The following is a 12,804-nucleotide window of genomic DNA, read 5'->3' on the forward strand; positions in this document are numbered from 1 at the left end:
ATGACCGTCTCTTTTAATGCTAACATCTTAGCGCTGCGTCGTGCTGTCGAAGAACAGGAGGATGAAAGCTTTTCCGAAAAGCTTTACGCCACACCTTGGCACTCTCTTGTCAGGAAAGACAGTATTGGCGGCCGCATATGGCGTGTTTTCTATGGTTTGTCGGCCTTTATCACGAGGTCACGAAACTTTCAGGATAATGTTTTCAATGCGACTCTCAAAAAAACTTATAACACTGGTGTCGACCTTTTTCGTCAGATGGACGCAAGGCTCAATTCTTACGATAAGTATGTACGTTCTCCTAAGCAAAGGATATGGAAACGTTTCTTGTTGTCCGTCAAGTTAAAACATACTATGCGCAAAGCCGAGAATGTTTTTAAGGATCTTTATTTTGATAATACACGCGCGGTGTTTTCGGCGCTGGAAAGCACGTTCGGCAGCGAACAACAACGTTCTTCACAATATCTTGAGAAGGCAAAAGAAGCTTTCGATCGCTACGAACAATTTCGACTAAACGTCAACATAATAAAACCAAGCGACAAAGGCCAAGAGCCGGAGCCCATGACGCTCGACATGTCGCCTCCAGAAGAAGCCTTCAGCAACTTTTGCCGTACGGCAGAGATAGGGTCTACCATCCAAGGAAGTCGGGAAGAACATGTTGTCGACGAAACCCTTCGGACTTTATTGCGTTGCTACGACGCCTTAAAGACTGGAGCTCCGCCACCGAAAATGGCTACCGCCGTCGGAAGAAGGATGCTGCCTCCGAAGCTGGCGTCGGCAGAACACGAAGAAGCTCTTCGCGACATCGTTGCATCTCAAGACCCCACCCATCTTGCGTGGATACAAAATTTGAGCGTAGGAGACAACATAACATACAACGGAACAGATTATACTCTTTCTGTGGCGACAGACATTGTCGTCGACATGCCATATGCTTTTAAGACATTCGTAGCAGAAAGCGGCAACAACCTTGTCTTCGGACTTTACTGTCACCAAAGACTAGACTCCCTATGCTATGCCATAGAGTTTCACAAATGCCTGCCAGCATGGTTACAGCCTCTTGTCATGCCTATGGAACGGATAGGACGCAGCATCGTCGTACAAAAAAGAGAGGGCCTTCCAGCCAAAAGCATACCGTGGCAAGGAGAATATGTTGGCCATACCGCCCAAGACCTAAAGATACTGCGTAGCCTGATAACGACCATGTTGCTGCTTAGAGATCATGGCGTCATGATTACTAATATGGCTGACACGGCGCATATTTCTTCAGACAAAAAAAGTGTCGTATTCTCTGAGCTGAGACTTACAAAGTATTGTCCTCTTGAAGCCGAGCGTACCTTGTATGACCTATCTCAAGGCCATGGAGGAGTCTTCGACAGAGCTATGGAAAAGATGGAAATATCAAAGTTCCTTATAAAAAACCAAACGATAGGATCGATATATAAGGATGCCTTGGAAGCAGTGTTGTTCGGCAATGATCTTTCTTTCAACAAGACTGTTGGCCTTCTTAGAAACCCAAAAATCAAAGAAAATCTTTTAAGGTTTTCCGAAGAAGCTAAAACGTTAAAAAGCGATATCATCTCTTACATTACCGAGAAATATTGCTTCGACAAAAAATGCTTCGACAAAAAAGAGCTAACAAATCTTTGCAGCAGGCTTATCATAATGACTTATTGCGATTCTGAAGCTGTCGCCGTTTTTCCACCCGGAATCAAAGATATTATCATTGGCATCATTGTAGAAACAAGACATTTACTTGTCCTAAAGACGGAAGTAGAAGCTTTGGCGCGGACTATAATAGACAACAGCGCATCAGAAGATGACGCACCACAGCTCCTTAGCGAAGAGCTTTTTCAGAGTTATGACATTCGTAATGCCGAGCAAATTGTGTCTGATTTTATTCCGCGGATATCTGAAATTATTGGGGAGCAATAAGCATGCTTTTAGAAATTGGTGATAAAACATATTCCGATGAAGGTGTAAAAATCTTTGAAATTGGTGTTACAGACCTTGACGACCCTGTTACAAATAATCGCATGGCACGAGATGTTTTTAATACAGTGAAAGACATCGTGCTTAACAGCCGTGATGAGAACCCTTTTGCAGAAATCGAACGTAGAAGATTTTTTCTGGCAAAAGCTTTTCATGTGATACGCGATCATGCGGGAAGAATTTCGGCCAAAAGTAAAAAAATTAGAAGTGCAGGCAGATGGGTTTCCGGAAAAGTCGGTGTTGGCATAAAATTACACAACGCCCGTCTCGAAGAAGAGTATAAAGATTTGCTTCTCAAGGGATTGTATAACGCCCTCTGGAAACAAAGCTGCATAGTGACACATGTGACAGAGCATTGCTTCCAATGTTTCTTCCATGACCGCCAGCAATTAATCCAAGCTACGAAATATAAATTGCTTGGAATTCGCAATATCAGATGGATCTTTGACGAATCGGACGAAACTATCGAAAAAGTTTTGAAGGCCATAGAAAAAACTTGTGATCCTCAATCTCACTCTGTAACAGACGTCGTCGATAAAGTAAGTGCGGCGCGTGAAGCTTTGAAACTTTATGACCGCAGATGGTCGCATATCACAGGACATCCGCATCCGCGGCTAGAGTTTCCGTCGATATGGCCAATACATTCTTTGGTGCGGCTGAGCCAAGGAAAACGTCTCAACATAGCAGAAAAAAGATTATTAAAACGGTTTGTTAAAAATTTGAACGGCAAGCCAGAGATAACACATAAAAATTTGCTGGACTCTCTGGAGCTATTTGAAGAACAATGCAATAGCGATGTCTATGCTTTTAACTTGGCGTTGGCTTTACGCGACCGTGGATGCAAGGTGCTGTCAGAGCGCGATAAAGAGCATTATTCGTGGGCTAGCGCTCTAGAAGAAGGACACACCATCACCTGTGGTAGCGAAGAATACATCCTTGGCGAAAAGTGTACTTTTGATGACGCAGAACAGCCATACCGTGAGTTTTCTTTGGAAGGCGACGACTTCGGCAGCGTAAAGGTGTTTTTAAACAATTTTTTAGAAGCTTCTATCTTCAAAAGAAAATACCTGAACAGCTGGGAGGAAGTCCTTACTCCCGAAGTAAAATACTGCCGCGACGGAATGATAGTGTACGAAAAGCTTGGAGAGCGTCTGGGAGATATCTCTTGGGATGCAACAACGTGTAATTTCAGTGACAAAGATCACAGCCGCATCGAAGCGATAGACCCTGTGGTGAAATTATGCCTACAGAAAGGCAAGATGCCTGAAGATATGCTGGAGGGTCGTTTTACTATCGACGGCGATAAGGTTAAATTCGGCGCCCTCGAAATGGAAGGCCTCGATTATATCGCCATGGAAAAAGCTTTGTGGCAGGCCTGCAGCGGCAACAAATATGTTTTTTTGAGGCTGATGAAGCCGACAAAGATGCACGACCAGCCTATAAAGAAAAAGTCGATAAAGACTTTGTTCCACGGTGCTTTTGAAGCAGCAATCGAAAATAAGTCCTTTAATGTTGAGTTCGAGGTGATTAGCACCCTACACGACCAAAAAAGTGCTGATAGAATGAAAGGAAGCGTCCGTTCTTTCATCGAGAATGTCAAGGCAACAAAAAAAGTCATCCTCGAAACATTAGAAAGCGATTATGAAAAAAAATGTCTGCTCAAAACCGTAAATATTAAAGAAGAAGTCATGAAATCTTTGCACAGCGAATATCACGGTGGCGGGATGATCTCGAACCTGCCGGAGAAAATCTCCGAGACGGTGGTGACGAACATCGTCAGACAAGAGCTTTTGCTTGTCAAAGAGTCACAAATCGAATTGTTTTTGGCGCGCATGACCGAAGAACTAGAAAGAACGCCACCGACAAGTTTTGATGACTTGTCAATGATGCTGACAGAAGACTTTTTTCATAGACATAACGTTTACAGTGCAACACAGACGCGAGAGGTGTTTGTTGAAAAAATCCGCGAACATTTCAACCTATGCGAGGGAGAATGACATGACTGGTGCAGCGAACGGTGTAATGCCTAATGCTTTTATTCGTGATGACGAAATAAAAAGAGACAATGTTTTGCTTCTGAAAAGTATCGTGAAAGAAAAAGCTACTTTAACTTCCATCGTCGCCACCTTAGCAACGGCGAAATTTGCTGCGATGTTGTTCCCCCCCTTGGCGAGCCTGACGGCATCTTTGATAATAACACGCTATGTCGTCGCTAAGATCGACCTCAGCTATTCAAAAGTGCTCAAACCCGCCAAAAGGATCTCATTCTACCTCGTAGAAAAAGCCCAGATCGTGATGTCTTTGGCGTATGCTGCGATGATAATATCGGTTCCCAGCTCTTATGCTGTGTCTTCAGGGATAGGCGTCGCCATAGGAGCCACATACGCCACATACAAAAGCATGTTCAACTTCGTGAAAGATGCATAGCGTCATCGTTCTGATGGCAGTAAGACAAAAAATATGTACAACACAGTAGAGACGATAAGTCCAGGGTATAGCGGCTCTATGTTATAGAAATATATCGGAGCAGATACGGTGCCATAAAGCCATCCGCATATTATCCACGACAGTGAGAGTAGTCCGCCGCTGAGCATGACAGCAAGAGTAGGCATGGGCTTTAGGCAGTATTTTGGGAAGTATGAAGTTATTATTGGGAGGAAGAGTGCGGGTATTGAGATGGTGTAGACGACATACCATATCGTTATGACAGAAGGTAATAGTGTGGCGATGATGACGGCGGCTGTGGCAGCGATTATTAGTCCTATTCTGAATGTTAACACGCCCTTCTTGCGTGGTCTGATAATATCGTGGGAGAAGGTCGTTGCTACGATATGGAAGCTGCTATCGATGGTAGACATTATGAATGCGAAGAATCCTGCGAAGAAGACTCCTTTTACTAATGGTGGCAGGACTTTTTGTGCAAGCATTGGGTATGCTAGTATTGGGTCGATATTTGGCAGGAGGGCTCGTGCGTATAGCCCTGTTGCTGTCATTAGTGCATCGAGAAATATCCAGCATACTACTGATATAAGGATCCCTTTTTTTGCTATTTTCGGTGTTTTTGCTGCGGAGCATCTTTGGTGGAATGACGGTGCTATAAGCGTCCACAGTGCGAAGCAGAACCACACCGACATATATCCTATGGTATGTGTCCCTGTTATTGTAAGGTTCTCGCTTGGCAGCTTAGTTTTCAGTATTTCGAAGCCACCGGTGTAGTGTATTGCGTAAGGCAATATCAGTGCGAAGCTTACCATCATAAGTACGAACTGTATTTTATCCGTTTTCACAACGCTTTTGAATCCTCCGGCGAAGATATATACTACTGAGAAGAAAGCTCCTATTGTCGTTGCTGCTATCATGGGGATGCCGAAGATTAGCTGTATAAGTACTCCGAGCATAAGGACTTTTGCTGCGGGGATGGCATGCAGGAAGATAAGGATGCTTCCGACGAAGCCTGTAGCTTTACCATAGTGGTCGTACAGTCTTTCTGGTATGGTGAGGTTTTCTTTGGCTCTGACCTTTTCTGCGAGGACGAACGCGTATATTATTGCGAAGAGGTAGTATGGCACTCCCATTATTATCCATGACGAGATGCCATAGCGGTAGCAGAATTCTCCGATGCCGAGGACGCCGCCATACCATGTTGCTACTAAGGTGGCGACGAAGGCAGGAAGCGTCAGCGTCCTTCCTGCTAGGATGTAGCTCTCTGCAGAAGGTTTTTTTTTCTCTCTTGCCCGTACTCCTATCGCCCAGACGACGACGAAATATATGGTGACAACGAGTTTATCGATATTGTGAAGGTATAGTATAGGCATATAGCTTGATAACTGTTATGAAGGAAAACAGTATATCATAATGTATTTTTATCTTTACATGAAAAGTCTTCTTTCCACTATAAGGTATATAATATGTAATTATAGTTTTATGGAGTGTTTTCTATGAAAAACAATTTATGGTCCTCGATACACCAATTTTTCGGTGATATCGAGATATTATGGACGGATTTTATCTCCGAAGACAGGGAACATCACGGCGACTATACTTCTCTTCGTTCTGGTATCGTCAAAGACATTGAGGCGTTGAAGGTCCATCTCGCCAACGACCTGTCGGCTCGCGACAAGCATCTTGTCATGCTTCCTATCGTCTTATATATCGACGAGCTTATGCTTGCCAAGGTCCCCAAGAACAAATGTGACGGCTCCCCTCTTCTTCAGGAGGAGCTTTTCGATATCACTGATGGCGACGAAGTTTTCTACGACACTCTCGATGAGATCCTCCATAAGAGTGGCGTACCTTCTATCGTCTATGAGGCGTTTTATTTCTGTCTTAGCAGCGGATACAAGGGTCGACATTCTCGCAATGCCAAGAGGATCGAAAGCTATAAGAAGATCATCCATGCCAAGCTCGTCGTCCCTGCTGTCGACAACACCATTTATGACGAAGAAGAAAAAGATTCCGAAGAGGTGTTTTCTTGCAAGCCTATCTTCGTATACTATGCGTGTGCTAGTGGTTTTGTCGCTGCGACATACACAACATTTTACATCCTATCGATAGTATAGAAGGGGCAATATTATGATGTCATTGATAAAAGAAAAAATCTCTCTTTTTACCAAGAAGAATCCTACGAATATCGACGACGATGATGGAGATGTAAATTTTACTACGAAAGATTCTTTTGCTAAGACGTGGCGCGCATTTATGCGTGCTATACCTCGAGAACTACGGTATCCCGTCATGCATTACCGTCCTTTTATCGTCATGGGCGAGCGTTCTAGTGGAAAGACGTCGTTGATACGCTCTTTCACTGACCTGTCGTGGCAAGAAGACCAGTTTCCTACAGAACACACCACCGACGAGGCGTTACAGCTCTTCGTCGGCGCCAGAGAGCTTTCTTATGAGATGTCTGGCGACGTCCTTGGCGACAGGTCTCTCGACACCCGCGCTGCGCTAAAGAAGGTGTGGAAGCCTTTCCTTCAAAACCGCCAGCCTATGGTGCTGATGACAATAAACGCCGAGACTCTTGCTGATGCTGACGACAAAGCTCTCACCAAACAGGCTCATATGCTTCGCGGCAAACTTAATATTGTCTCTCTTCTTTCCAAGTCACCAGCGACGGCACGCCTTGCCATCACCAAGATGGACACCATCACCGGCTATGAAGAGTTCTCTGCATTCCTTAAGAAAAATCATATATGCTTCACAATCCCTGTCGAGAAGAATCTCTCTGTCGCCAACCTAAGAAGTGCCATCGAAGAATATGAGAGATATCTTCCATTAGCCCTTATCACTATGACCGCCGACGAATACAATAAGATCATCACCTTCTTCAAAGAAGCGCCTGCCAAGCTTGCGGCGTTGTGTCCTTTCCTAAAAGCTCTTCAGAAGAAAGACGCCCTTTCTATCGCTCCTGAAGTCGACGAGATGCATCTTGTTTCAACGACGATGCCGATGTCACACAGCAACCCTTTCGCTGCTTCTGCTGTCGACGTCAGGAATGACAAGACGTCGGACTTCTCGCTTTTGAAACACCAACTTCTCGGTGGTATGGTGGCGATATGCGGCATGGTATACCTCAGCGTGGTGTATTTCCATGAGAAAGAACACTACAATGATGTGACACGTTCTTTGGCGAAGTTCGAAGAATACCACTCTTTACGTCCTGGCGGCCATGACATCGCAAGCATCAGCGACTATGCCCACAGATTTTCCTTCGACCCGTATATGCTTCTGCTTCCGAAGTTCTTCCCTGGCGCAGATGTTGATGTTGCTGAAAACTTCACCGCCAACGTCAGAAACAATGTCTTGCTGCCGCTATATTCCAAGAGCGTCGCCACCGACGTCACTCCAGAGCGTTCTCTATATACTTTGGGGATGTTATACGCCAGTAAAAATAATGCCATCGGTGGTCTTATCCTTGAGAACAAAGAACATTGGGCCCATGCTCTCGAGCTTTCGGAGCATCTTATTGAGACCTTCGTAGATCTTTCTACAGAAGAGTGGGACTATACCATCGCCCACGACGATGATATATATTCTGACACCATAGCATGGAAAGACCTTTCGTCGTGGAGTCCGGCCTTCGACGTCGTAGCGCAGCTAAGCCGCCGTGACAAGGCTTCGCCGAAACAATTAGCAGTCTTGCGCAATAACGCTCGAGACCTTGCTATTGCTGGCGACAGCGCCAAAGAATACCGCTATGCCAATGCTTTATATGATATTTTGAGTGAAAATCCTTCTTTAAATATAACGAAGACGTATGGCGAAGCGATGAAGGCACACCAATGGATTACCGACAACATCGCCGCTGTCGACGATGCCATCGACACTATATTCCAAGGATATTCTTCAGATGTTGAAGATGGCGCTATTGCTGATGTTAGCCATGAATAAGGCTTCGACCACCACGAGCATAAAGATCAGAGACGTCTTGAATAGTGGCAGTAACAGCCATACCATCAGTATCTCTGTCTCTTGGTGCTAACTCTAGTTGCGGTGGCGGAGCGAGGTCTTCTGCAGAATCCCATATAAAATTTACATAAACTACAGAGGGTTAAGCCCCTGCAGTTTATATGGCACTAAAAACGCTACTCAGTAATTGTTCCCGCAAAAGGCGGTATTAAATAATATTGACTAGCTTGTTCTTGAAAATCTCGAGGTTTTAAATATGTTGTTCTCGATGGCGCCCAAGAACATGGTGTTTTAATGCCGTTTAAACGTGACATCCATGAATGCCGACGCCGTTCTAATGGCAAATCTCTAATTTTTTTGGCAACAAAATTTGCCGCTCCAGAAGGATATGAAGCAATCCTTGTTCCATAAGGCAAAATGTTTTTAGCTTTGTCATCTATTTTCTTAGAAACTTCTTCTGCCCTGTTTTGAACATATGTTAATGCTGCTTCTATCCCTTCTTCTTGATTTTCATATTGATTTAATATGTTAGTTATTGCAGCTTCAAATCTTTTTATATCTTTTTCCATTTCCATATCAAAACTCCTTTTAATGATTATTTTATTTATAACGAAAATAGACATATCTAATTTCCATATAAAATTTTCATATAATATAAGTAGTTAAGGCTTTACTGTCAACAGATTCCTAGAAATCGCAGGAGATCCCGACCTTATAGCCATGGATGCTGTTGTCGCCGGTGAGAATATCGACGAAGACTTTGCCATTTTTGACAAAGCGTCGTTTGCTGTTGGGTGCTAGCTGCAGGGAGCCTCCAGCTTCGAGGTAGTATTGCGAATATAGCGGCGACCCTATGAAGTTCGTCAAGGCTAGTGATAGATCACCGATGAGCTTCCTTCTTCGTATTGTTATGTCGTGCTGGAATGATATCCCGTTTTTAAATCCGCAGAAGATTATCTCGGGGTTGAGATCCACCTCCCCTAATGTCACGGGGAATGACGAGTAGCACCCTGCCATATTATGGAAGAAGACCGTCCACGAGCCCCTTTCGAATCTGTAGTCGCTGACGACAGACCCCGACGCTGCAACTCCACCGCCGGCGAGGTCTGACGAGCCACCACCACCAACGCGCACTACTGGTGTGATGTTCCATTTTTCTGTCTTCGCTATTGTTAGTGCTCCGGCGAAGCTCGCCGCATAAGATTTAGCTTTTCCTACGCTAGAAATATGTACTGGAACCTCGACGATGACTTTTTTAAGATAATTTCCTTTGAGAAGCCTTGTCCACGACCCTAATACTGTATAGGTGCTCTCTTCAAAGCGTCCGACGTAATACTCGCCACGCGACGTTTCGAAGCCGAAAAAGTTACGGTTTCCTTCGGCGAGCTCTTCGTCGATGTTTTGTGGGTGTTTTCTGGCGATGGTATAGTCGTGGGCGACCATCTTAGACATTATACTCGAAGGATTCCCTGCGAAGGGGTCTATAGGGGAAAAATGTGCGAGTTTCTTCATGATGTCATTGAAGATATTATTGTTGTCATTGGCGAGATAATCGCCGAGGGCGGTGAAGCTCGCCGTCCGTGAAGCCTCGGAAAAGGTCTTATTTATACCTAGAGTTGGTATCCCAAGGATCACCGTATTGCCTGAAACATTAGGGTATGTTATCGACATCTCAAGGCCACGAAAGTCAAGAGAAAGGATAAGATCGCTAATATCAGAGTCGAAACCATTGAGCATATCTTCGACAGTTATGGTTTTGATATCTCCGAGAAACGACAGCCCCATATTCTCGAAGTCTTTGTCACGAGGATTAGAAAATTTCTCTATGATATCGCCAAAGAGGTCGAAACGCAGCTCGGAAGTAGCATTTAACGATGGAGAGTTGACATTGATGACGAACGGCTTGTTATCTTCCGAGTGCAGGCTACAACACGCTGAAGATAAAAATATTATGCTATATATGACAAAACGTCGCAAGCCCACTACCTCGATACTGTTACTGACCTTACGCGCTACTCTCACTTTATTGGCGTGCTGCAAGGGCGCTCTTCTACGCATTCCTCCTCGCCCAGCTCTATCTGAGCTTGGCTCGTCGGAATACTTGCATTTCATCCCTTTCGCTATGCCACTAAAGCAAGATTAGCGCGTAACCTCAGTAATGTTACACTATGTATTACGCTATAACGTATTTTTTTTAAAGAACTATTGATGTTATTCTTCCTTTGTGGTATTCAGGGTCCTTAATAAGATATAGGAGGGGGAAGTTATGAAACAGGTATTAGGGTTTTCAAAGGCGGCGGCGTTAGCGCTCCATGTTATGGTATTACTTGCTGAAGAGCCTTTGCGTCGTCGTTCTATTTCTGATCTAGCCAATACTTTATCGGCATCGAGTGTTCACCTTGCCAAGATATTACAACGCCTTTCGAAGTCAGGGTTAGTAAATTCCATCAGTGGTCCTTCTGGTGGTTTTCTTTTATCGCATTCCCCTGTAGATGTTTCTCTGGCTATAGTTTATGAATCTATCGATGGTCCTCTTTCATGTTCTCGCTGTCTTTTTGATAAGCCTGTTTGCAATAGCAAAAAATGCATCCTTGGCGATCTTATTCCTACGGTATCACACATTATCGAGGACTATTTAAAAACTAACACTTTACATGACATTACAACAAAAAGATTGGAAATACCACAGAGCATAACATAGAAAAAAATTTAGATAAAAAATAAGCATATCTGATATATATCGTTTCTTTGAGGACTATACAATGGATACAATAGAAATCGTTCCTGGCATCTACTGGGTAGGTGCTATCGACTGGGATTTGAGGAATTTTCACGGATATCGTACGCAGCGAGGTTCTACATATAATGCGTACCTTATCGTCGATGATAAGATCACCCTCGTTGACACAGTAAAGGCTCCTTTCGCCGACGAACTTCTTGAGCGGGTGTCTGCTATCGTCGACCCTGCCGCCATCGACTATGTCGTCGTCAACCACGTCGAGATGGACCATTCTGGTGCTCTTCCTCATGTTATGTCTATAGCGAAAAACGCTACCGTCGTGACGTCTCCCAACGGAAAAAAAGGCCTTAAACATCATTATAAAAAAGAATGGCCTACTCATGTTGTCAATAGCGGCGATTCCCTTTCTCTAGGAAAGCGCACCCTGCAGTTCACTTTGGCGCCAATGGTCCACTGGCCTGATTCTATGGTGACATATATCCCCGAAGACAAGCTACTTCTTCCCAATGACGCCTTCGGTCAGCATATCGCCACCTCGGAACGTTTCGATGTCGACGTCTCATGGGACATCGTCGAAAGAGAGGCTGCAAAGTATTATTCCAACATCGTCATGCCTTTCGGCTCCCCGGTTTCCAAGCTCCTAGACGACCTCTCAGGGCTTCCTATCGAAATAATAGCTCCGAGTCATGGCATCGTCTGGAAAGATCATGTCGCCGACATCGTAGGCCTATACAAGAAGTGGGCGTCGGACGCTCTCGAAGAGCGCGCTGTAATAGTATATGACACGATGTGGCAGTCGACGAAACATATGGCAGAAGTCCTTGCTAAGCTCTTCGAAGAAAACGATATCTCCTATACTGTCTACAATCTCACCGACACCCACATTTCCGATGTCATGACCGACGTCCTCGCCGCAAAATATATCTGTGTAGGATCTCCTACGCTAAACAACGGCATGCTACCGACGATGGCAGGATTCCTTACATACCTCAAAGGTCTATCCCCAAAGACCCCTCGTAAAGCTATAGCCTTCGGATCGTATGGCTGGGGCGGGCAGAGTATACAACAGATCGAAGCCGTCCTCAAAGAGTGCGGCTGTGAAGTCCCTATAAAAGGTTTAAAGATACAATACGTCCCTGGCGACGAAGATCTCGAGGCCTTCAAACAACAAGCATCAACCCTATTACAGGAGTAAATACCATGAAAAAATATATATGCACAGTATGTCAATATATCTACGACCCTGAAATCGGCGACCCCGACAATGACGTCCCAAAAGGCACACCTTTCGAGTCGATCCCCGACGAGTGGGTATGCCCGGAATGTTTCGTCGGCAAAGAATTCTTCGAAATACAGGAGTAATACCATGGAAAAAACACTATTGACCATAATGGTCGACAAAAGAAAAGAAGCAGCGTCGACAGTACAGACAATCCTCACCGACTGGGGATGCCTTATAAAGACACGCCTTGGCATCCACGACGGCGTCTTGGACGACTGCTCCGAAAGCGGACTCATCATACTAGAACTCGTCGGCGATAAAGATAAAAAAGATGAGCTCTCACGAAAACTCGAACTCCTCGATGGCGTCACAACAAAACTCGTCGAACTCTCTCTTTAAGCCTAAGCCAATCTTACTTTTGGAGAGGGACCCTGCCCTCTCCAAG

At 44.7% G+C, this 12,804-nt stretch carries 12 protein-coding genes; 9 read left to right on the top strand and 3 right to left on the bottom strand.

Annotation, left to right across the window (positions count from 1 at the left end; all coding sequences use genetic code 11):
- From HN980_06875 to HN980_06885, 3 genes are all read left to right on the top strand, one after another.
- A partial coding sequence (locus HN980_06875; protein MBT6929194.1) for a hypothetical protein occupies window positions 1-1,932 on the top strand: 1,932 nt, incomplete at its 5' end.
- A 2-nt stretch (window positions 1,933-1,934) separates the two neighbouring features.
- A complete protein-coding gene (locus HN980_06880; protein MBT6929195.1) occupies window positions 1,935-3,986 on the top strand; it encodes a hypothetical protein in 2,052 nt (683 codons plus the stop codon).
- A 1-nt stretch (window position 3,987) separates the two neighbouring features.
- A complete protein-coding gene (locus tag HN980_06885; protein MBT6929196.1) occupies window positions 3,988-4,416 on the top strand; it encodes a hypothetical protein in 429 nt (142 codons plus the stop codon).
- A 2-nt stretch (window positions 4,417-4,418) separates the two neighbouring features.
- On the opposite strand, the gene HN980_06890 is transcribed toward HN980_06885, so the two are convergent.
- Window positions 4,419-5,804 carry a sodium:solute symporter family protein gene (locus tag HN980_06890; protein ID MBT6929197.1) on the bottom strand — a complete coding sequence of 462 codons (1,386 nt, stop codon included), beginning with the start codon at window positions 5,802-5,804 and terminating at the stop codon, window positions 4,419-4,421.
- Between the two features lie 123 nt (window positions 5,805-5,927).
- On the opposite strand from HN980_06890, the gene HN980_06895 reads away from it, so the two are divergent.
- Together HN980_06895 and HN980_06900 are read left to right on the top strand one after the other, a co-directional pair.
- Window positions 5,928-6,548: a hypothetical protein gene (locus HN980_06895; GenBank protein MBT6929198.1), complete on the top strand. Its 621-nt coding sequence runs from the start codon at window positions 5,928-5,930 to the stop codon at window positions 6,546-6,548.
- Between the two features lie 13 nt (window positions 6,549-6,561).
- Window positions 6,562-8,379: a hypothetical protein gene (locus HN980_06900; protein ID MBT6929199.1), complete on the top strand. Its 1,818-nt coding sequence runs from the start codon at window positions 6,562-6,564 to the stop codon at window positions 8,377-8,379.
- A gap of 194 nt (window positions 8,380-8,573) precedes the next feature.
- Here HN980_06900 and HN980_06905 read toward each other — a convergent pair whose 3' ends face one another.
- Together HN980_06905 and HN980_06910 are read right to left on the bottom strand one after the other, a co-directional pair.
- On the bottom strand, window positions 8,574-8,972 hold the full coding sequence (locus HN980_06905) for a hypothetical protein (GenBank protein MBT6929200.1): 399 nt from the start codon (window positions 8,970-8,972) through the stop codon (window positions 8,574-8,576).
- Between the two features lie 112 nt (window positions 8,973-9,084).
- Entirely contained in the window at window positions 9,085-10,374 is a 1,290-nt protein-coding gene (locus HN980_06910) for a hypothetical protein (GenBank protein MBT6929201.1), read from the bottom strand.
- A gap of 289 nt (window positions 10,375-10,663) precedes the next feature.
- On the opposite strand from HN980_06910, the gene HN980_06915 reads away from it, so the two are divergent.
- The 4 genes from HN980_06915 to HN980_06930 all read left to right on the top strand — a co-directional run bounded on the left by HN980_06915 (window position 10,664) and on the right by HN980_06930 (window position 12,758).
- Window positions 10,664-11,098 carry an Rrf2 family transcriptional regulator gene (locus HN980_06915; GenBank protein ID MBT6929202.1) on the top strand — a complete coding sequence of 145 codons (435 nt, stop codon included), beginning with the start codon at window positions 10,664-10,666 and terminating at the stop codon, window positions 11,096-11,098.
- Between the two features lie 61 nt (window positions 11,099-11,159).
- Window positions 11,160-12,332 (top strand): FprA family A-type flavoprotein, encoded by a 1,173-nt coding sequence (locus HN980_06920; protein ID MBT6929203.1) that lies wholly within the window; start codon window positions 11,160-11,162, stop codon window positions 12,330-12,332.
- A 5-nt stretch (window positions 12,333-12,337) separates the two neighbouring features.
- Window positions 12,338-12,499 (top strand): rubredoxin, encoded by a 162-nt coding sequence (locus tag HN980_06925; protein MBT6929204.1) that lies wholly within the window; start codon window positions 12,338-12,340, stop codon window positions 12,497-12,499.
- Window positions 12,500-12,503: 4 nt separating this feature from the next.
- Complete coding sequence (locus tag HN980_06930) at window positions 12,504-12,758, top strand: hypothetical protein (GenBank protein MBT6929205.1); 255 nt, start codon at window positions 12,504-12,506, stop codon at window positions 12,756-12,758.
- Window positions 12,759-12,804: the final 46 nt, after the last annotated feature.

The organism is Waddliaceae bacterium, from assembly GCA_018694295.1.
Taxonomy (GTDB): domain Bacteria; phylum Chlamydiota; class Chlamydiia; order Chlamydiales; family JABHNK01; genus JABHNK01.

What these genes read in the sequence shown, in the direction of transcription:
- HN980_06915 (MBT6929202.1), top strand. Translation starts at nt 10,664, where the DNA reads ATGAAACAGGTATTAGGGTTTTCAAAGGCGGCGGCGTTAGCGCTCCAT.
- HN980_06900 (MBT6929199.1), top strand. Translation starts at nt 6,562, where the DNA reads ATGATGTCATTGATAAAAGAAAAAATCTCTCTTTTTACCAAGAAGAAT.
- HN980_06895 (MBT6929198.1), top strand. Translation starts at nt 5,928, where the DNA reads ATGAAAAACAATTTATGGTCCTCGATACACCAATTTTTCGGTGATATC.
- HN980_06905 (MBT6929200.1), bottom strand. Translation starts at nt 8,972, where the DNA reads ATGGAAATGGAAAAAGATATAAAAAGATTTGAAGCTGCAATAACTAAC.
- HN980_06920 (MBT6929203.1), top strand. Translation starts at nt 11,160, where the DNA reads ATGGATACAATAGAAATCGTTCCTGGCATCTACTGGGTAGGTGCTATC.
- HN980_06890 (MBT6929197.1), bottom strand. Translation starts at nt 5,804, where the DNA reads ATGCCTATACTATACCTTCACAATATCGATAAACTCGTTGTCACCATA.
- HN980_06885 (MBT6929196.1), top strand. Translation starts at nt 3,988, where the DNA reads ATGACTGGTGCAGCGAACGGTGTAATGCCTAATGCTTTTATTCGTGAT.
- HN980_06880 (MBT6929195.1), top strand. Translation starts at nt 1,935, where the DNA reads ATGCTTTTAGAAATTGGTGATAAAACATATTCCGATGAAGGTGTAAAA.
- HN980_06925 (MBT6929204.1), top strand. Translation starts at nt 12,338, where the DNA reads ATGAAAAAATATATATGCACAGTATGTCAATATATCTACGACCCTGAA.
- HN980_06930 (MBT6929205.1), top strand. Translation starts at nt 12,504, where the DNA reads ATGGAAAAAACACTATTGACCATAATGGTCGACAAAAGAAAAGAAGCA.